This is a genomic window from Cytobacillus mangrovibacter (genome assembly GCF_042865275.1).
Classification (GTDB): domain Bacteria; phylum Bacillota; class Bacilli; order Bacillales; family Cytobacillaceae; genus Cytobacillus; species Cytobacillus mangrovibacter.
In genome coordinates this window covers 1-21,752 of the sequence record NZ_JBIACJ010000009.1, presented here as the reverse complement: position 1 = coordinate 21,752, position 21,752 = coordinate 1, and the positions used below count along the sequence as shown (strand labels likewise).

Here is a 21,752-nt window from a genome sequence, read left to right as displayed (position 1 = left end):
TATTAATTGATTAGGAGATAGTAGATAGGGAAAAGTAGTTTGCTAACCTCTCCCTACCAACTATCCAGCTCTCTATCTGTTTCTTACTTCGAATTTCCAATAAAGAATGAGCCGTATTCGCGTTCTCTTTCTTGGTTTCTCACAATAAGTGTGTACCATCCAGCTTTCGGGAAGGTTACTTCAAAATTACCGTTAACCAGTTCATCATATGTGATCTTCTCGGCAATATATTTCATTTGACCTTCACGATATAGACCAGATTGGTACATGACATCAAATGTTCCAACTTCATTTACACGATCTTTTCCTTCAACATTCATAATGTTGTAACGTGTAATATTAAAAGTTAGCTTATTTTCATTAAATAATGCTGTCACTCCCGCTTCAGCTGAAATTAGAACATCATTTGCGAAAATGAGCATACCAGCGTCATTTACTACATAGACATCTTGGTAAGCTATCGTTGTGTTGCCTACTTCATCTGTTGCTGTATACGTAACACGCTGTAGTCCAAGCTGGGAAAGATCTAAACCTGTTACTTTTACTTTGATGTTATCTGACGAAGAAACATTATCCGTTACGATAAAGCCTCCTAAATCAACTTGAGAATCAAAGTCCTTTTTGTTTCTTTCCACACCTGCTGTTGCCATATTTAATTTAATTTCAGGTGCTGTATTATCAAGACCTTTGATTTGAACAGGTACACGTTCAACATTTCCTAATAAATCTGTAAACGGGATACTTGTATTCCCTTCTACTGAGAAAATTCTTGAATAATTAAATTGACCTTCTGAATCGCTTACTTGATTCATATAGTTCCCTTTATCATCCTTAATTGGTGCTGTACCTAGAAACACTTGATTCATTGGGTCTGTTTGTCCGCTTAAAGTCACTTTCATTTGACCTTTAGCATATTTCACACCATTAATTTCAACCATTTGATTTTCTGGAACTATATCGCCACTTTCATCAACAAACGTATATTTAACATTTGTAACTTCTGGTCCGGCTGAAATAATGTTATCAACCTTTTCTTTTGCAATTGTTGTATTACCAAAAGCATCTGAAACAGTGAAGGTTGCATAGCCATTTTCTGTTATCACCTTTACCCGACCATTGTTATTTTCTGGCGTTCCATTTACTATGAAATCTTTAGCATTTGCATCCGCCTTTTGGACTTCAAGAGTCACACCTGAGGTAAATACATTTCCTTCTTTATCTGTGATTGTCTTGTGATCATCATAAATACGGACAATCTTTACTCTCGGTCCTTCCTTATCGATGTTTCTTACTTCGGCAGTTGCACTACTAATATTTCCTGCTTCATCTTTAAATTCAAAAGTAAAACTACCATTTGTCGTAAACGTATGAGTGAATTCTCCATTGTTATTCGTTACTTGAACAGGCTCGTCCGTAATTAATTTCACGGTTTTATTTGCATTTGTCATTAAATCTGGTGGTGTCAGATACTCTATATCACCAATTGGTGATGTTGAATCAATATTATTAATGACAACATATAATGTAGCCTTTCTTTCAGGATTATCAATATCTGATAGATCGAAAGAATAATAACCGTTTTCGACTACTTTAAATGTATTACCCGTTGTACGTTCTGGAACGACTGGATTCACATCTGGTGTAGGTACAACACGAATACCTAGTGGTGGAGTAATCATAAGATCTACCCCTGTTGCTCCATTTACTGGTCTCGTTGTACTTAATGACGCTAATGCATATACTGGTTCTACTTGTGACACTGTTGCAGTATTCAGCTTAACTTCCGTACCTTTCTCACTAATGACGCCTGCTCCAGTACGGTATTTTACTTGTACATCAAGTTTAGATATATCATTCGTTGGTACTTTAATGGATGCAAAATTCGTATAAGGGCGCCATTTGCTCCAGCTTTTCCCTCCGTCAGGTGATAAAGAGTACTCATAGCCACGAATCAATTGCTCTTGTCCTTCTTCAAATTTCATTTCTACAATTGCTGTGTAGCCATCTTCTTCATCGCCATACAAGTAAAGTAAATCAAATTCAGACTTCAATGGCTGAGATAAGTCTTCTTCCATCGGTCTCATTACTTTAAATGTCGGAGTCCCTTCTTTATTTGTATCTGCTTTTGTTTCATTTCCTATTTCATCCATCGTCCATACAAATAATTCGAATTCTGCTAACTGTTCATCCTTCTCTAAGACTTTGTAGTCGATAGAAACTTTGCCATCTTCAGGTAAATCGATCCACTTATTTTCATCTACCACAAAGTTACCTTTAACGCCTTTAACCCATTGGTATCTTTCAAATCCTTCAACAAGTTCTTTCTCTACTAGTATTTTTTCAGGCTCCTGCTCTTCCTCTTTACCTGCTTCGTTAGTTTCTGTGTTAGGATCTTCCTCTGTAGAATCTACATTAGTTTCTGTGTCAAGATTTCCCCCTGAAGTTTCCTCTTTTTGAACTTCTCCGGTTGAATCAAGAGTAGTATCGAAGGTATCTTCTCCGTTTGTCTGTAAAGATTGAATAGTTACTGTAGAATTTTCATTTTTGCCTTCTACAGCATTTTCACTTTCATCATTTACAGAAGGATCTTCAGCCACATCTATTTCTGGCTGACTTTCGTTTTCTTGCAGACCTTCTTCTGGTTGAACCCCTTCTTCCACATTAATTTCATTTGGACTAAGCTGTTCATTTTTATAAGGTCGTTCAATTGTTACAGATACTTCATGTGATTCTTTCGGAAATGCGACACCGTAAGAACTGAAGTAGATGCCTGGCCCTTGATTGTTGAAAAGATATGTTTGAGTAAAATGATAATCTACACCATTTTCTGTAACCTTTACATGTAGATAAACAGGTCCATTCTTCGTTTCGTCTTTAGGAATAAGGTAACTAAAGACTTCTTGATTAGAAGAATCTGCTGTTTCATTGGACGTAAACAATCCAACAACAAAATCTTTTACTGTATGATATAGCGATGTGAAGAAACCTTCATTTTGATCATCATTTTCGATTTCTGCTTGCTCTACCTTCTCGTTCGATTGATCAGCAGCCTCTTCTGAAGATTCTCCATTTAATTCATCCTCTAGTTGAGAATCTTCTTCCTTCGAATCTTGTTCATTGAGATCCGAATTCTCATCTGGATTCTCCATATTCTCGTCTTCATTAAGTTCGTTTTCCAGTTCTTCTTTCGTTTCATCAGCTTCAATGTCTTCTACTATTTTTGCAACGAGAGTATCTGCCTTATCATTAGTAATCGTTTCTGCCACATTATATAAGTCAATTGATGGTTTTTCGATACTTGAACTGAAAGCATATTCCACTTTATCAGGAGTTAAGCCGCTTAAAACCTGGAATACGATATCATGACTTTTTACATAATTGGCACTTGGTTCAGGTAAGAATGATACTTCCATAGAAAAAGTGGAATCAACCGTAATTTCCCCATCCATCTGCTGGACCTTTTCATTTCCAGCTTCATCGGTCACTTTAATATAAAGTTCATATTTGCCGTCACCGTCTATCATTATGTCATTCCCAGTTTGAAGAACAATGTCCGCTGTATCTTTCACGACATTCTTATCTACATTCTTCACATCTGTCCAATCAATATCCTTTGGTTCACCACTGCCAAAGAGTCCTTTTTTCACCCATTGATATTGAACATTTTTAAAACCACTATGAATATCTTTTACTTGGGCTTTAATCGTAACATTGGCTGTCTTATCACCAATTGGTTCATCAAATGTTAGGACTGGTTTTTGATTGTCTAATAGAAGAGTCGCTTTTTCATAAACCCAATTGGAATCCTTTTGTTTAAAATCTTCTAATGGCCAAGTTTCTAAATCCGCATAATCACCTACAGCTTTTAATGCTTCATTATCTGCATAGAATATTTGGTCAGCTTCTGAAGATTTTGGATTGTCCTCAGCATATTCTTCCTTCCACTCGTTGTACTGATCTGGATTCTTTTTCACATACGCTTTCATCTTCTCGTATTGCATTAATTCTCTAGCTGAATCCCAGCTCATGTCCGCTGTCCACATATGCAAATACCATTGTCCACTTTTATCAGATTTCAACGCATCTGCTGGTGGTGCAATCATATTTGTTTTGTTATTTACAACAGCTAATTTGATATTATTCGCTGGATCACTATTTCCTTTGTAAAGATCTTCCCCTGGCTGTTTAGCTGAAAGCGAGAATCTCTTAATTGCCGCAAAATAATCGTTTTCTTTTCCTGTTAATGGATCTTCAGGATTTTGACTCCAGTAATAATACACAAGTCCTGCGGCAGGCGCCTGTGGGCCTGTCATATTAGAAGGACGATAAATACCTTTACTTGGTCTAAATGTATTACGGATATCTATATCTCCTGCTTTTACCGGTGCTGGATCTAATGGTGGCACCATCAGCTGCGGATCATTCGCATCGATCGTAATACGGCCATTCTTTTTATAAACCGCATCGGTTGCACCACCTGTATCATATCGGTGGCTAATAATAGATTTCGTATTATCTATCGATAAATTCGCCCAATCAATTTTTGAGTTTACTAGAGATGGATCACACTTTTTATCACTTGGGTTACTAATTTCTTTAAAAGTGCCATCTGAATTCTTTACAATTTCTCCTTTATCGTCATACTCATGAAAAACCCTAGTACAATTTGTTCCCTCATTATGTTCCCCATCAAAATTAGCCGGTTGAATTAAGTAGTTTCCTGCATAATCTTGAAGGACATTCGTTTCTAATTGTTTTTGAGTTTGCTGATTTATTTCACTAGGATTTTGATTATTATTATCATGTGTTAACGCTACGACCTTCAACAAAGGCGTCTCAAATGTTTTCGCATTCGTAACTTCCGCTCGGAATTTCCATTTATCTGTTCCAGCGCCAGAAACGTAATACGCTTTCATCCCATTATTAAAGAGGAGATGTGTCTTACTCACATCCCAGCCTTTACGTACAATTGCCTCTTCCGATAATTGCACCGTGAAATCAATCGTGTCGTTTTCATTTAACACGACACCTGTTAAAATTTCTGGCTGAATTCCGTTCCCTACTTTTGTATATTTAGGCGCAACAGCATCGATGATTACCCGATAACCATTCGGATCATTATAGTTAAATGGGTCAACTGTTTTGCCTTTAAGATGATCTTTGCTTGCATTACTTGCAACATTCATATTGTTAATATCTGCTACATTCCCTGCACCATCTATTAAAACAGCGGCATTTAGCTTTTGTTCCATCGTCTGATCAAGTGGTGCTGAATCTTTATTTCCTGTTAAATCCGGGGTAATCGGATTGTTACCGCTATTATGGTATTTAGTACCGATATATTTATACTCAATACTTTCATGATAGCCACTTAAATTACTGTCATTCTTATAGGTTTCATTTATGAAATACTGCTGTCTACCTGAAGCAGGAAGTCCAGTACCTGGAGTATTTACAAACAATGGATGGCTAAGAAAATATGCTCCATTTGTTTGATTGGTTATTGAACTTGGACTCACAGCCTTACTAAAGTTATAACTTAAGGAAACATACTCACTCTCTTTCACAAATAGTTCTTGCTTGGAGCCTTCCTTAATCTTGTTATTCGTTCGTTCTTCTCCGTTACCTACGAAGGTATAATTTTCAAGTTTTGGCCTCGTCTTATCTTGGAACTTAACATACATCCCATCTACACCGGCACCTTTTCCTTCAATCCCAAAACTAACAACAATTCTCGAATTTTTGGTAAGACGAACTTTAGCACTTATGCTTCCATCATTTCTCCCACGAGCACTACCTTTAACTTTACCTAATTCTCTATTACTATCTCCGTCATAAACTATGATAGATGCATCTGTTACCCTCGTCTTACACCAAGCTAGAAAACAACCAAATTTGTTAAACTTTAAGCCTTTCCAACCAATCAATACATCAGCTGTGCCGCCTTCTGCTAATGCTTTTAATTGTGGATTTTCCCAAACCTTAATGGTTAAGGTCGCACCTGCACCATTATCAGATCCGCGAATTAACGTTCCATCATTTAAAGATGATTCCCATGTACCTTCATTATAAAAACCAGGTGTACCCGTCTTAAAATTCATAAACGCATTGTCTGGATTGTTGTTCTTAATGCTACCAATAAGGGCTCGATTATTAATGCGTACATCAACATCCTCAGCTCTTTTCGGCTTTGCTACAACCGTAACTGTAAATTTAGCTGTATCCGTTGCACTTTCACCATTTTCGGAAAAAGATAATGTTGCTGTAAGTGTTACGCTTACATTTGATTGACCTGGTTCTGGTCTTGTGACTTTTCCGTCACTTTTTACCCAATTAGTATTATTTGAAGTCCATGTTACGGTGACCCCGTTTTGACTCTTTGGGAGAATTAAATCACTTGTAACATTTGTTAAATCTCCTGGGACCGTTAAATTTTCTTTAGCTCTCACTACTTTTTCTTCCGGTGTTTCTATTTTTTCAATATGCTCTTTATCTTTAAACTCGTCTTGGAATCTTAAAAACAAATAACCTTTATTGGCATCTTTATTACTTACCCAAATGGTCTTAAACATCCAATTTTCAAATGTTAATGGGTTTTTCATTGCTTCCGTTGATCGGCCTGCTACTTCATCTATGGTTGTAAAGCTCTCTTCTACCTTTACAATTGGATCTTTACCATCTTCTTCTTTAGTAGTTGTATTTGTTACACGTTCTACTGTCCCAATGGCAAATGTTTGTTTAGATGTTTGATTATCAAAGTAGGACTCAGTGACTTCTCCTAGATTTGTAATTCCAATAAGTCCTGCGACATATTCTTTTACAATTCCATTCACTTCACCAATCGAATACGAATGCTCTATGGAAGATTGATCCATAAACCCAATGAGTCCACCGACAGCCCCACCAATAGGTGCTAGTTCTTCGTCATCCGATGCAGGACTAACTTGTTGCGAACCATCATCTATCTCTGGTTCTCCTTCAACCCCTGTTACTGAACCCATCGCGTATGTATTTTCCACTTGAGTATGGGGTTCAACTAATCCAATCAATCCACCAACATTAAAAACACCTTTAACCGTCCCTTTAGCATAAGCTTCTTTAATAGTTGTTGCTATTGGAGGCGGAGGTGTACCAGACTCAACTTCGATTTCTTCCCCTCTAGCAAGTCCAATTAAACCACCAGTATTATTTATTCCTTCTACGTTCCCTGTTGCATATACTTGCTTGATACTAGCTCCACTTTCAGCAACCCCAATGAGTCCACCAATCATGTCAGCCCCTTCAACATTTAATGTCGAATAAGACGAGCTGACTGCTGTATCGTTGGCGTTCCCGATAAGTCCACCGACCTTGGATTTCCCGATAACTTTACTAGTTTCAGATTTTGTATATGACGTTTTAACCGTTGTTTCTTTTTCAGAAGAACCAATTAATCCCCCAATTTCATCTGTACCTTTAACGGTTGCACTAGAATTAGAGTTTTCAATTATTAAACTGTCAGCAGTACCAACTAATCCACCGACTTTGTTCATACCCGCAACAGTACCTGTTATTGAGATCTTTTCAATTGTTGTATCCATTGCCTTACCTACAAGACCACCTACTGCAATCGTACTGTCGGCATCAATAGAAATATCAACTATTGTAAGGTCTTTTATAGTGGCTCCATTCGTAAAACCAAATAAGCCAAATACACCATTAATTCCATTAGGGTCCTTAGAAGTCATTTTAAGGCCAGAGATCGTATTTCCATTACCATCGAATGACCCTTCAAATCCCTTTGAATCATCAATTACTAGCTTACTCGGATCAAAATTCTCATCATTGAGTTGCTCCTCAGTTACATTCGGTAATTGAAACTCTCCAATCGGCTCCCAATTCTCTGTTAATTCAATATCATTTTTTAATATGAAATATTTATCTAGATGATTTCTAACTTCGTTTAACTCTTCTTTAGTAGTGATTTCATACGGATGCTCTTCAGAACCATCACCACCAGAAAAATTAGCTGAAGCAATAGAAACAGATGTCTCTTGCGTATTACTTGTCCTTTGCCCTTCTGCTTTAACTATGCTAGGAACAATAAAATCAATTTGTCCAATTAAAATTAAAGCACACAAGAATAGGAGCCAGCCTTTATACAAGTTTTTGTTTCTCTTTCTTGTAGTCAAAGTTAATCCTTCCTTTCTTTAGATTTTTTTATATTAATAGTCTCAACTGGAAGACTATTAAATAACAAATTTGAAAAAAATTTTATATCTTTAAAAAAATTAGCCATTGATATCGATTTTAAGTGTCAAAAAGTTATCAAAACGCATAACTTCATATCTGTTTTTGTTATAAAAAGTAAAATATAGGGATAATATGTCTATTAATCACCATTAAACTCCTCATTTACTTAAAATTCGATACATTTAGACTTTTTTCTACACAAACCATAGTGATATAATACTACTTTGTTCTGAACAAATTCTGAACAACTCAAAAAAAGGGTGAGCTTAGACCTAGTCCTTGACTCACCCTTTTATATAAAATCTATCAATGGGTATCAAAATTACGGCTCCATTTTTGTTTCACCTATCCTCTACACGTTACAGCCTTCTACTATGAACAATTAAAAAGTAGTATAATGTTGTGAAGTAGGTGATGAAATGGGTAAAAAAATGGAAAGACGCAAAAGCATGGTTCAAGCCGCGAGAATACTATTTGCTGAACAAGGGTTTGAAAAAACTACAATGCAAAAAATAGCAGATGAATCTAATGTAGGGGTAGCCACTCTATTTCGTTATTTTCCTAAGAAAGAGGATTTGATTATTGAGGTAGTGAAGGAAGCGATCGAACAACAGGTTCCATATTTTGAAGAAATTATCCATTCAAATAAAAAGGGTATAGAAAAAATCGATGATGTATTAACTGTTTATATAAGATTTATATCTGAAGAAAATCGGGAAACAACAAAACTTTTGGAAGCATTTGAATTATATACGGCCTTTACCCCTGTTGAGAAAAGAATGTTAGAAGAAATTGAAAAAGCTTATGGGAAAATTGGCCATATCATTTCTGAAATCGTTAAGGAAGGGAAAGAGGATGGTAGTATTCAGCTTTCAATTAGTGATGAATTCGTCTGGAATACGATCTTTAATATGTTTGGTACAGCTATAAAAAAATATACCTTATATACATTTCTACCAGATGTGATTCTCCCCGTTCCGAATAAAGAAGAATTGACTAAGGTAAAAAATATGATGATACACTTTTTAAAAAATCCAGCAAAGTAAAAAGCGGCCTCATCATGAGACCGCTTTTTACTTTATTTTACTAGATTAATTTCTAATAGTTTTGCCACGATTGCTTCAGTAAGCTCTTCTGCTGTTTGTGGAACAAATTTCGTTAAAATTTGATTAACCATTGCCCCCATCATCCCACCAGCAGTGATGTCTAGATGTCCAGACATTTTTGTTATCTTTTCATCAATGGCTTCAGCACGGAAATAGCCTCCACCTTTAAAGTTATCAGACATGCCTTTTAAATCAAAAATTACTTCAGAAGGCTCATTCCATTCTTTAATATCTATTTGTAACTTCACTGTCTTTTTCATAAAACCTAAGTCACCTTTAAATGCCCATGTGGATTGGCGCTCACTTAAAATTTCGTGTTCAATATAACCTGGAACGAGCGGAGCCCAGTTGTTCATATCATGAACAAAGTTCCAAATTGTTTGAATATCTAATGGTACTTCTACTGTGTGTGTTCCTTGTGGCATATGATGCACCTTCCCGCTTCTTTATAAGTTCGTATTATGAATTGACTGCGTGCTGTCCTGCTAAGAAACCAAATACCATTGCTGGTCCAATCGTTCCGCCAGCACTAGGATAAATCGGTCCAAGTGGATTTCCTGAAGCATTACCTGCTGCATATAATCCTTTAATCGGTTCGCCTTTAAAGTTAACCACTTGTCCATTTTCATTGATTTTCGGCCCACCGTTTGTACCTAGTGCGCCTAAATAAATAGGTAGTGCGTAGAATGGACCTTTTTCGATTTTCCCAAGGTTATTGGCAGGGCTACCGCCACCACCTGTTAATGCTTCGAATTGAATCGTTCCACGATGGAAGTCTGGATCAACACCTTGCTCACAATATTCATTCCATTTACGGACTTCATCTTCTAAACCAGCTGGATCGACACTAATTTTTTCAGCTAGTTCACGAATAGAATCAGCTTGATCCACCCATTCTGGTGCAGGCTCGCCAGGTGACATCGTGACGATTAACTGGCTGTCCTTCAATTGTTGGTCAAAAATCATCCAGTTAGGTCCTTCGTTTGGAAACTCTACTTTAACAGGATCATAATTAAAGAATGCTCTTGGCATATCGTTATAAGTTGTTCCTTCATGGACAAAACGACGTCCGTACTTGTTAACAACAATGGAGTTTGGACCTTGACGTCCACTGCCAAGCTGTGCCATTACGTTATCTTCATATTCAAATGTTGGATCGACCATTGCTGGATACCACCATGCTTCACTCATATTTTCAAGTGCCGCTCCAGCCTTCATCGCCATCATAAGTGCGTCACCTTCATTACCTGGAGGTGTAACTGGATGTGTAAACTCAGCCTTTAGGAAGGCCTTGACTAACTGCTTATTCCATTCAAATCCACCTGATGCTAGGATAACTCCTTTACGCGCAGCAAACCGCAAAATTTCTCCATCTTTTGTTTCAGCAATCACACCAACTACTTGTCCATCCTCGCCCATAACTAGTTCTTTACCAGCAGTTTCAATTAACGTTTCTACCCCACGGTCCAAACATGCTTTAAATAAGGAAGCGATTAATGCACGACCCATGGTGACTGTATTATTTTGCATACGTTCAGCTACTACTTGGAAATCAATCCCCCCTACTGCTCCACCTTCTTCTAATGTAAGCGGAGGAAAAATAGGATTTTGACGTACTAATTCTCCCCACTCTCCAATTTCATTCAAATTGAATGGAGCGGGATCCAATGAACGTGTTCCATGCTTTAACGCTTCATCCATCCGTGCATAATACTCAGGATAGGATTTTGGAGAAACAAACCTAACTGGCGTATGATCATGCAAGAATTTTATTACTTTATGCCCCTTATCAACGAATGTTTCAATCATATGATCATCAGCTCTATCAATTGCCAAGCGTTTAATGAAATTAATAGCATCTTCACGATTGTCTTCAAAACCTTGCTCTTCCATGTAATGATTTAGCGGAATCCAAGGTACACCGCCTGAAAACGCTGTTGTACCACCGATTTGATGCGTTTTTTCTAAGACAAGCACTTTGGAACCGTTTTCAGAAGCTGCAACAGCAGCCGTTAACGCAGCCCCGCCAGTCCCTAAAACGATAACATCTACTTCTTTGTCCCAATGAGTAATCATTGCATTTGACAAGAAATCATCCCCTTTGATACATTTTTGATAGTGATGCTATCAATATTTTGATTATCTAGGATTATTCTGATTTTTTCAAGTTAATTCGTCTAATTTTTGAATATTTACGCAAAATTGCTTTGTTCGTAGAATTAACTTCTGATATTAGAAGAATCATCCAGATAATATTAAACTCTTAAGTTAGTGTCATTAATTCAGCTTTAATTTGGATAGCTCTTGCTGTCTAAAATAGAAAATGAAAAAGGAGAGATCAATATGGGGCGGCTAGCGAATAAAGTAGCGATTATTACAGGAAGCGGTTCAGGAATCGGGAAAGAAATTGCCTTAACGTATGGAAAAGAAGGAGCAAAGGTAGTCGTTGCGGATTTTAATGAAGAGGGGTTAAATCAGACCGTTTCAGAATTAAAGAGCTTAGGAGTAGAAGTGATTGGTGTAAAAGTAAATGTTACTAGCGAAGCAGATATTGAAAATATGATTGATGAAACCTTAAAAACTTTTGGTACAATTGACATTTTGGTTAATAATGCAGGAGTCTCTGACCAAATGCAATCAGCAGGAAATGTGACAGATGAGGTTTGGGAACGGGTCATGAATATAAATGTAACTAGTGTGATGCGCGGAGTAAGAAAGGTCCTTCCAATTTTTCAGGAAAAAGGATTTGGAAATATTATTAACATGGCCTCCATTTCGGGCTTAACTGGTGGGCGTGGGGGATTGGCCTACACGGCATCTAAACATGCCGTTGTTGGAATGACTAAGAATATTGCCTCTCAATACGGTCCACAAAATATACGCTGTAATGCGATCGGACCAGCACATGTTCCTACACCTTTGACAATGAATATGTCAACAATTGATGAATTTGGTATGGATGTTGCTACTCGTGGTGTTGGCTTAATGACTAAAGCAGGTACAACACAGGATATCGCTAATATTGCTCTCTTTTTAGCATCTGAGGAATCATCCTATATTAATGGGGTTACGATAGCAGCTGATTTTGGTTGGAGTGCATATTAAACCAAACACCTAAATCGCTGAACTGAATACCGATATCTAAGGAATTCCGGGAATACTAACTCAAACATTTTTGCTGCAATCTCCGCAGTTGCAGCCCTTGAAGTACAAAATGGCCTGCCCCCTTAAAGGAAAGCATTAGTTCGCTGGGGCAGGCCATTTTCCAAGCTATAATAATAAGAAAAAAATAACGCTATCTCTATAATGATAGAAATAGCGTTACTAAAGTATGATCTGAGAGGGATTTGAACCCCCGACCCCTACCCTGTCAAGGTAGTGTTCTCCCGCTGAACTATCAGATCAAATATAAATACATTTTAATTATATTAAAAAATAAGAAAATGTCAATATTATATTACATTTTTTAAGTTCATTTATTTTCCCATTCATTTAAAATTATATCATATCTCACTCAAGCTATTAAAATAGGAAGCTCCACTATGGAACTTCCTATTTTTACACTAAGCAGCTGTTTGTGGTTTCGCAGTATCACCTCTCTTATAGATATATTGAAGAACAATTAATAGAACAAATATGACTAATCCAACGATATCTGAAACACCTTCTGGATAGATCAGCATTAGTCCTCCAATTATGCCTAAGATTCGCTCAATCCAATTCAGTTTACGCATCCAGTAGCCAATGACACCAGCACCAATTGCCATCATACCCGCTAGTGCAGTAAATACTACCCATATTAAGTAGTACCAGGTTGTATCAATCATCAAAAGTTCTGGTGAGAGAACAAACATATACGGGATGATAAATGCTCCAATTGCCAGCTTTGTTGCCGTTACTCCCGTTTTGATTGGGTCTCCACCCGAAACCCCTGCGGCTGCAAATGCTGCAAGCGCAACTGGAGGTGTGATATCTGCAATAATACCGAAATAGAATACAAATAAGTGAGCTGATAAATCAGGTACACCCAAAATAATAATAGCTGGAGCTGCAATAGTTGATGTAATAACGTAGTTGGCCGTTGTTGGTGAACCCATTCCAAGGATGATCGCTGCCACCATTGTTAGCATCAAAGTTGGAAGGAGCAACCCACCAGAAAGATCGAGAAGTCCATTTGCCATTTTCAAGCCTAGTCCCGTTTTTACCACAACACCCACGATAATCCCTGCAGCAGCAGTTGCTGCCGCTACCCCTAATGCCGTTCGGGCACCATCAACCAAAGCATCAATGAAATCTCTAAAATTTATTCTTGTTTCTTTACTGACTGCACTAACAACAATCGTAATAACGATAGATAAGAGGGCAGCACGAATGACACTCATTCCACTCATCAATAAGAATATAACTGCAAGAATTGGAAGTAACAAATAAATCTTCTTTAATACTTCCTTCTTGTTTGGCATTTCCTCATCCTTTAATCCTCTAAGCCCAAGACGTTTTGCCTCAAAGTGGGTCATAATCCAAACCCCAGTAAAATAGAGCAATGCCGGAATTGCCGCAGCTTTTGCAATTTCCCAATAAGTAATTCCTCCACCAATAAACTCCACCATTAGGAATGCTGCTGCTCCCATTACTGGAGGCATAATTTGTCCACCGGTTGATGCAGTTGCTTCAACTGCCCCAGCAAATTCCTTTTTGTAGCCAAGCTTTTTCATCATCGGAATTGTAAAAGAACCTGAAGTAACTACGTTTGCAACAGAGCTTCCACTGATTGTTCCTTGTAAAGCACTTGAAAAAATAGCAACCTTTGCTGGACCACCTATTCTTTTCCCAGCAATGGCTACAGCAAGATCATTGAAATATTGGCCAACACCTGTTTTCACAAGGAAGGAACCAAATAATAAGAATAGGAAGATAAATGTCGAAGATACACCTAATGGCGTTCCTAGAATCCCATCTGTAGTGAAGAACATTGTTTGTATAAGTCGCTCGATGTCTAGTCCTCTATGGGCAAGGAAACTAGGCATATATGGACCAAATAGAGCATATAGAAGAAACAGCACTGCAATAATTGTTATTGGTAAACCTACTGCTCTTCTTGTCGCCTCAAGAACTAAGAGAACTGCCAAAAGACCCACAAGTAAGTCTATTTCTGTCATACGACCCGCTCTCATGACAATTTCATCGATAAATAAAGGCCAATAAGCCCCTACTGCCACACCAAGAATGGCTAAAATAATATCGTACCAAGCTACTTTATGCTTACGTCCCTTGTCTTTTTTCCTTGCAGGGAAAAGCAAGAAAATTAGGGCTAACGCAAACCCTAGATGTATAGAACGCTGCAGCTGGGCAGTGAGCATCCCAAATACACCTGTATATAGATGGAATAAAGAAAATGATAGCAATCCGAAAAAGACAATCCATCCGATGATTCCTTTTAATTTTCTTGTCCCAGCTTCTGGATCATACTTCTCCAATAATTTCTGCTGCTCTTCAAGAGATAATGTTTCATTTGAATGACTCAAGGATATTCACTCCTTTCAATTGTTCAATAACACTTAATTTTTCTATTTTTATCCGGATCAAAGTGCCTGGTTCGATGTACCGAGAAAGAGGGTATTCTATACCCTTGAAAATGGCTGTATGGTTAGCCCTCACTTTTCCAAGCCTAAGATCAATTAAGGGAAAAACACGATTCATATTTTTTATAAAATACTTGCCATCTTTATGTACAAATTGTTCACCATCTGCTGCATTCTCTGGCATTCCAATTGCAAAATCTTCATACATCAGTTCATACTGTTTAATCTGATGATCCTTCGTTATAACATAACTTTCCACTACATCAGATAAATGAATGGAATGCGTATATTTGATTTTAAACTGACTATCCTCATGCATGGGAATATAGGCAAGCACCTTCCCAGAGTGTTCATATTGAAATACTAATGCTTGCTTGAGGGGAATGAATGCTAGAATCGCAATGGTTATAATAATGAGGGGAACCAAGAATCGGATTTTTCTACTTGGCTTTTTATTCATGTAAACCCCACCTACAACTGAGATCATTAATGATTTTCCACGGCTTTTGAATTGTGTTGTATGAAGATAATTTGACCGGCGTAAAAACCATTTTTAAGGTTTTACAGCCGGTCAATTCATTGCCATTAGAATTTTCTAGATTATTTAGGAGTTATGCCTTTTTCATCATAGTACTTTTGAGCGCCAGGGTGAATGTCAATACCTACACCATTAACAGCGTTTTCAGCACTAATTAATTTTCCTTTTGCATGTGCAACTTGATCTAAGTTTTCAAATATTGCTTTTGTCACTTCATATACTACATCCTCAGAGAGATCGTTTGTAACAACAAGCATTGCCTGTACAGCTACTGTTGAAACAGCATCTGAAAGACCGTATGTGCCAGAAGGGATTTCATCCTGAACGTAATATGGATATTTCTCGATTAATGCGTCAATTTTGTCTTGTGCAATGGGAATAATCACAACATCTTCAGTTGCAGAAAGCCCCTCTACAGCACCTGTAGGAGTCCCTGCAGTAACAAATGCAGCATCAATTGTTCCGTCTTGGATACCAGCAGTTGACTCATCAAATGAAAGATCTTGCTTCTTAATGTCATCGAAAGTCATGCCATGAACTTCAAGAATTTGTTCAGCATTTGGATTAGTTCCAGAACCAGGAGCTCCGACCGAAACCTTCTTACCTTTTAAATCTTCAACAGATTTAATACCTGACTTTGAAGTAGTAACAATTTGGATTGTTTCTGGATAAAGAGTACCAATAGCACTCACATTATCAACAGCTGCCCCTTCAAACATTAATTTCCCATCTTTAGCATAGGAAGCAATATCTGTTTGAGAGAAAGCAATTTCTGCATCCCCACTCTTCAATGTATTCATATTTTCAGCAGATGCACCAGAACTTTCCGCCGTTGTTTGAATACCTGTAGCATCAGAGATAATATTAGCAAACGCACCGCCAAGCGGATAATATGTACCTCCTGTTCCACCTGTTAGAATACTCATGAAATCTGGCTTTTCAGCTGTTTCAGAACCTGAATCGCCGCCTTCTGGTTTTTCAGTACTATCTACTTTCTCATCTCCGCCACATGCAGCCAGAAACATTGACAGTGCCAAAAGTAATACGGTTACGAGAAGAAAACTCTTCTTTTTCATTCCTTTTCCCCCTTTTATAAACTTACAATCTTAGATTATAGTTTAACACAAATATTAACACAATTGTCAATAATCAATCTTTTCTGGCTGTTATACTCAGGAAGAAAGAAGTCGATAAGTAGGCATGTTTCCTAAAGAAAAACTCCATATTATAACTAATGTCCTTATAACCATCACTGTATATTTTTATTTCTTTCAAATCTAAAAAAAAGCATTTCCACTCATCTTATGTTAAAATATCATGCAAGCTTTACATATCATCAATTGGAGGAATCATCGATGGAAAATAATAGAGGATCAATTAGAGATGTCACATTATCAAGTAAAGAATTAGGGGAAGATGTCGAGCTTTTAATCTATTTGCCCGCTACATTTACTCCTTTATATAAGTATTCGGTTATAATTGCTCCAGACGGCAAGGATTATTTTCAACTTGGTAGAATGGGTCGAACAGCAGATGAATTATTAAAGAATAGAGAAATTGAAAATATAATTATTGTGGGGATCCCATATAAAAATGTTGAGGATCGCTGGAAGAAATATCACCCGAACGGAGAACAAAACCAAGCGTTCATTCGCTTCTTAGCACATGAACTTGTTCCATATTTAGATCAGGAATTCCCTACATATCAAATGGGAATGGGACGAGCTTTAATTGGTGACTCACTGGCTGCAACGGTCTCATTAATGGCTGCTGTTCAGTATCCGCATACATTTGGGAAAGTCATATTGCAATCCCCAATGGTTGACGAGAATGTCATGAATGCAGTTAATGAAGTTACACAGACTCATTTAACAAGTATTTATCATGTCATTGGGAAACAGGAAACATCAGTACAAACAACAAGAAATGAAGAAAAAGACTTCCTTACACCAAACAGAGAGCTATCAAAGCTGTTTACTGAAAAAGGGTTTCCTTATTTCTATGATGAATTCGATGGAGACCATACATGGACATATTGGCAGCCAGATTTAAAACGTGCTTTAAAACAAATGTTTTCTTAAAATATTTTTAAACACCATTCAATTTAATGGAATAAGCGAAGCCGCGCCTTTACAAATGGATGAATTGCAACTCGTTATTTACCGTTTGTATGACGCATCTTCGCTTTTCCTCTTCACTAAATACTTTCTATTCATGAAAAAAAAGCATTCCGGTACTTTATATTTGGAAAATTTGTTATAATGGTTATATATCATTGATACTCTACATCTCTAATTTTTGCCGAATCATTTGAAGTTATATCAAATTTGATCATGGGGGTTATGTTATGAAATTAGGTATCGTCATTTTTCCTTCTAAAAAATTGCAAGATCAAGCCAATTCTTTTCGGAAACGGTATGATCCAAGCTATTCACTGATTCCTCCGCATTTAACACTAAAAGCCAGTTTCTCTGCATCTGAAGATCAAATTGAACAGTTAACTGTTCTTTTGGACGAGATTTCAAATAATTTTGATCCTTTCGTTATGAAAACAACAAAATTCAGCTCGTTTAAGCCTGTTAATAATGTCATTTATTTCAAAATTGATGCGTCAGAAGAGCTTGATGAGCTGCAAAAAATGATCAATGAGAAAATTCCTTCAGAAAGCTCTGAATATGCATTTGTTCCTCATATTACAATTGGACAGCAGCTATCTAATGATGAACATTCGGATGTCTATGGCTCTTTAAGAATGAACCAGTTTAATTATGAAGAAACAATCGATCGATTCCATCTATTGTATCAGCTTGAAAATGGTTCGTGGACTGTCTATGAAACATTTCGCCTTGGAAAGGAATAATGTGAAGTGAAAGTAACTATCGTATCAAATGACAATGAATTACAAGAGGCATTCTCAATTCGCAAAAGCGTATTTGTAGAAGAGCAGCAAGTACCAGTGGAAGAGGAAATTGATCAGTATGAAGAAGAAGCCGTTCATTTTCTTCTCTATGATGGAGAAACTCCAGTTGGTGCCGGAAGATTCCGTGTAGTTGAAGGTATCGGAAAAGTAGAAAGAATCTGCGTATTAGGGAACCATCGTAAATCTGGTTCAGGCAAAGCGATAATGAATAAAATAGAAGAATATGCAAAGCTTGAAGGGTTATCAGCATTAAAGCTGAATGCCCAAACACATGCCATACCCTTCTATAGCAAGCTAGGCTATACAATCATTTCTGATGAATTTTTAGACGCTGGAATCCCACATCGTACGATGAAGAAACACATTTAAAAAACTTCTGTCCTCCTGACAGAAGTTTTTTAATTTTCTAAGGGAATTTTTCTATGCATATTCACTAAAATAACGTCCCTTTCCTGTTATTTCACTGTATAGCTTTTCAATCCCTCCCTTGTTTATATCTTTTTGTTGTTTCGCTTCTTGATATCTTTTGGAACGGTCATAAAGAAGAGGCTGATCTAGCAGATTAGATTGGTCATTTTCTTCCGGATTGGCTGATGGTTTAATGTTTGCAATAGGTACAAAGCGATAAGGATCATATCTTTTGCCAATCACTCTTTCTGCATACTGCATATATTGAAAATTTGTTATAGGTGCGATATAACCCATTTTAGCTCCCTCCAAATCATTAAAAATAGATCTTTTACAACTAGACCATATATTCTATGCCTATTTTCAGTAGATCTTTCGGATTTCCCGATATTTTGTTATGATTAATCTGTCTTAAGTATTTTAGAAAAAGGTTAAAGTTGAGGAATTTATATGAAAACAGCCATATTGAATAATAAAATGATTCATATTAATAGATTGAGTAGAGAGAATTTTCAATCCCTTTATGAAGATGGAAAAAAGGGATATTTGCATTGCCCGGCTTGCAATGAAAAAGTCCGATTCTATTTAGGAATCGATCAAGAGCCTCATTTTTATCATATTCTACATTCTAATCATTCGTGCCAAGATATAGATATCCCGCATGCCCCTCAAGAAACAGTGGAGTATGAGGAGCGGGATGGGTTCAGAATTCCAAAATCTCGAACGATCACATCTGTGAAAGAGCCAGAAACGAACGTTAAACTAGCACAAGCCGTTAAAAATATTCCTCCTTTCAGTCCATTGACACTTAGCCAACCCAATTATCCATTTAGTTATTTAAATAGATTAGCAGATTCAGGAATCACTCTTGATAGTGATCAAGCTAATGCGGTATCACGTATAGATGGGCCGCTTCTTGTGCTAGCAGGTGCTGGCAGTGGTAAGACAAGAGTATTAACAACACGAACAGCTTTCATGATCCAAGAAAAAAATATTGATCCGAAATCGATCATGCTTGTTACTTTTACCGCAAAAGCTGCTGCTGAAATGAAAGAAAGACTCTCACACTACCCAAATATGGAACGCAGGCAAATTCAGCAAATTGTATCCGGAACTTTTCACAGTCTTTTTTACCGAATTTTATCTTTCCATGCTCCTGAAAAATGGACCTCAGATAAATTATTGAGCAAAGGCTGGCAGCGAGAGCAAATGATTAAACAGGCTGGACGCACCATGAATTTGGATGAAAAAGAATTCGCCTATGACCTCGCCCTTCAGCAAATTGGCTATTGGAAGAATTCTCTCATTTCCCATGATAAAGTGCGACCTGAGTCTTCTTGGGAAGAAAAAGTTGTCCAGCTGTATACACAATATGAACGAGCTAAAGAAAATGATGGATTATTTGACTTTGATGACATGTTGACAGGCTGTTATACCCTTTTTCAGCATGATTCTGTGCTTCTTGAAAACTATCAAAATCGTTTTCAATACTTTTTAATTGATGAATTTCAAGACATTAACAAGGTTCAATATGAACTCATGAAAATGCTTTCGGCTAAGTCGAAGAATGTTTGTGCAGTTGGGGATGATGATCAATCTATCTATGCATTTCGCGGCAGCGACCCTCAATACCTGCTAGATTTCGAAAAAGATTTTCCTCATGCAGAAGTTGTGGCTTTAAAGCAGAATTATCGTTCTGTACATGAAATTGTTTCTACAGCCAATCAAGTAATTGTACAAAATAAAAAGAGACGGGCTAAGAAAATGAATGCCCATTTTTCCGATAACAAGCCTCCTACTTTATTTTATCCATATGATGAGGAGGAAGAAGCTACATCGATTGTGACGGATATTCAGGAAAAAATATCTGCTGGGTTTGAACCTAAGGATTTCGCCATTCTATTCCGTACAAATACGGGTAGCAGAGCTGTATTTGAGCGTCTGGTCAACTCAAGTCTTCCTTTTAGAATTGATCAGGACGTTGAATCCTTCTATGAGCGGTTTATTGTACGAAGTATGCTTTCATTTTTACAATTATCTTTAAATGAAGATGATAAAGGAGCGATGATAAATATTCTTCCTGCCCTCTTTATGAAGCAAACAATTATCAAGGATTTAATGGCAGAAAGTATTTTAAAGGACTGCTCAATGCTCGAATGTCTAAAGTATGTAAAGACAGGCTTTGCTTTCCAGGAAAGCAAATTAAAAAAGGTTATCCCTGTGATCCGATCCATCACCCATTTATCACCACTCCTTGCAATGGAGACAATTGAAAAAGAACTCGGACTTCATGATTTTATTAAGAAGCGCGGCAATGAAGGGAATAAGATGGAGAAAGGTTCTGACGATCTGAAGGATCTAAAAGTGGCAGCAAAAAACTTCAAAACAATCCATGAGTTTTTAGATCATTCCGAACATATGAAAGCAATGAATAAAGAAATAAAACAACTCAGCAAAAAAAATCAGCAGGCCATTACATTAAGTACGATTCATCGTGCAAAAGGACTGGAGTATAAAGTAGTTTATATTATTGGTTCAGTTGATGGCAGTCTCCCGCATGACCATGCACTTGAGGCCTATCGGAACGGAGATTTCTCTCCGATTGAAGAAGAACGACGGCTTATGTATGTGGCTATCACAAGAGCAATGGAACATCTTTATATTTCAATTCCTGAAAAAAGGCGTGGAAAAAAAGCTTATCCATCTAGATTTCTCTCTCCATTAACGAGAATGAGCAGTTCAAAAAGATAAAAAAATAGAGGCTGGGACAAAACCCACCTCTGAAATGAAAAAGCCGGTGGAATTTTACGACGAGTAAAATTTCACCGGCTTTGATTAATTTTTGCATAAAAATAAGGACCACTTCTGATAAGATAAAGTTACCACACCAAATCTCAGAAAGAAGGATCCTTATGTTTAAAAATTATAACATGAATCAAATAGTTTTACCTTTAGATTTAGAAGTA

The 21,752-nt window shown here is 37.1% G+C and carries 13 protein-coding genes and 1 tRNA gene; 6 read left to right on the top strand and 8 right to left on the bottom strand.

The genetic code is table 11. The features are described 5' to 3' along the window. Nucleotides 1–83 precede the first annotated feature (83 nt). Nucleotides 84–8,171 (bottom strand): immunoglobulin-like domain-containing protein, encoded by an 8,088-nt coding sequence (locus tag ACFYKT_RS16045; protein WP_389221682.1) that lies wholly within the window; start codon nucleotides 8,169–8,171, stop codon nucleotides 84–86. Between the two features lie 480 nt (nucleotides 8,172–8,651). On the opposite strand from ACFYKT_RS16045, the gene ACFYKT_RS16040 reads away from it, so the two are divergent. After that, the gene (locus ACFYKT_RS16040; RefSeq protein WP_389221680.1) at nucleotides 8,652–9,278 is read left to right on the top strand and encodes a TetR/AcrR family transcriptional regulator; all 627 of its coding nucleotides are present in this window, start codon (nucleotides 8,652–8,654) and stop codon (nucleotides 9,276–9,278) included. Nucleotides 9,279–9,310: 32 nt separating this feature from the next. Here ACFYKT_RS16040 and ACFYKT_RS16035 read toward each other — a convergent pair whose 3' ends face one another. Both ACFYKT_RS16035 and ACFYKT_RS16030 read right to left on the bottom strand, forming a co-directional pair. Continuing rightward, entirely contained in the window at nucleotides 9,311–9,763 is a 453-nt protein-coding gene (locus ACFYKT_RS16035; RefSeq protein ID WP_389221678.1) for a CoxG family protein, read from the bottom strand. 34 nt (nucleotides 9,764–9,797) lie between these two features. Further along, nucleotides 9,798–11,426, bottom strand: coding sequence for an FAD-dependent oxidoreductase (locus ACFYKT_RS16030; RefSeq protein WP_389221676.1), 1,629 nt, complete (start codon nucleotides 11,424–11,426; stop codon nucleotides 9,798–9,800). A gap of 255 nt (nucleotides 11,427–11,681) precedes the next feature. Here ACFYKT_RS16030 and ACFYKT_RS16025 point away from each other — a divergent pair, with 255 nt between their 5' ends. Next, nucleotides 11,682–12,443, top strand: coding sequence for an SDR family NAD(P)-dependent oxidoreductase (locus ACFYKT_RS16025; RefSeq protein WP_389221674.1), 762 nt, complete (start codon nucleotides 11,682–11,684; stop codon nucleotides 12,441–12,443). Between the two features lie 227 nt (nucleotides 12,444–12,670). Here ACFYKT_RS16025 and ACFYKT_RS16020 read toward each other — a convergent pair. The 4 genes from ACFYKT_RS16020 to ACFYKT_RS16005 all read right to left on the bottom strand — a co-directional run bounded on the left by ACFYKT_RS16020 (nucleotide 12,671) and on the right by ACFYKT_RS16005 (nucleotide 16,534). After that, nucleotides 12,671–12,742: transfer RNA gene (locus tag ACFYKT_RS16020), tRNA-Val, on the bottom strand. A gap of 159 nt (nucleotides 12,743–12,901) precedes the next feature. After that, a complete protein-coding gene (locus tag ACFYKT_RS16015) occupies nucleotides 12,902–14,863 on the bottom strand; it encodes a TRAP transporter permease (RefSeq protein WP_389221672.1) in 1,962 nt (653 codons plus the stop codon). Beyond that, nucleotides 14,847–15,380: a DUF1850 domain-containing protein gene (locus tag ACFYKT_RS16010; RefSeq protein WP_389221670.1), complete on the bottom strand. Its 534-nt coding sequence runs from the start codon at nucleotides 15,378–15,380 to the stop codon at nucleotides 14,847–14,849. The genes ACFYKT_RS16015 and ACFYKT_RS16010 overlap by 17 nt, the downstream gene beginning before the upstream one ends. A 140-nt stretch (nucleotides 15,381–15,520) precedes the next feature. Beyond that, a complete protein-coding gene (locus ACFYKT_RS16005) occupies nucleotides 15,521–16,534 on the bottom strand; it encodes a TAXI family TRAP transporter solute-binding subunit (protein ID WP_389221668.1) in 1,014 nt (337 codons plus the stop codon). 279 nt (nucleotides 16,535–16,813) lie between these two features. Here ACFYKT_RS16005 and ACFYKT_RS16000 point away from each other — a divergent pair, with 279 nt between their 5' ends. The 3 genes from ACFYKT_RS16000 (at nucleotide 16,814) to ACFYKT_RS15990 (ending at nucleotide 18,747) form a co-directional block, all read left to right on the top strand. Beyond that, nucleotides 16,814–17,539: an alpha/beta hydrolase gene (locus ACFYKT_RS16000; protein WP_389221666.1), complete on the top strand. Its 726-nt coding sequence runs from the start codon at nucleotides 16,814–16,816 to the stop codon at nucleotides 17,537–17,539. A gap of 266 nt (nucleotides 17,540–17,805) precedes the next feature. Further along, entirely contained in the window at nucleotides 17,806–18,318 is a 513-nt protein-coding gene (locus tag ACFYKT_RS15995) for a YjcG family protein (RefSeq protein ID WP_389221664.1), read from the top strand. A 6-nt stretch (nucleotides 18,319–18,324) separates the two neighbouring features. After that, nucleotides 18,325–18,747: a GNAT family N-acetyltransferase gene (locus ACFYKT_RS15990; protein WP_389221662.1), complete on the top strand. Its 423-nt coding sequence runs from the start codon at nucleotides 18,325–18,327 to the stop codon at nucleotides 18,745–18,747. Between the two features lie 51 nt (nucleotides 18,748–18,798). On the opposite strand, the gene ACFYKT_RS15985 is transcribed toward ACFYKT_RS15990, so the two are convergent. Further along, nucleotides 18,799–19,083: a hypothetical protein gene (locus tag ACFYKT_RS15985; protein WP_389221660.1), complete on the bottom strand. Its 285-nt coding sequence runs from the start codon at nucleotides 19,081–19,083 to the stop codon at nucleotides 18,799–18,801. 153 nt (nucleotides 19,084–19,236) lie between these two features. Between ACFYKT_RS15985 and ACFYKT_RS15980 the strand changes: the two genes are divergently transcribed. After that, complete coding sequence (locus ACFYKT_RS15980) at nucleotides 19,237–21,537, top strand: ATP-dependent helicase (protein ID WP_389221658.1); 2,301 nt, start codon at nucleotides 19,237–19,239, stop codon at nucleotides 21,535–21,537. Nucleotides 21,538–21,752 lie beyond the last annotated feature (215 nt).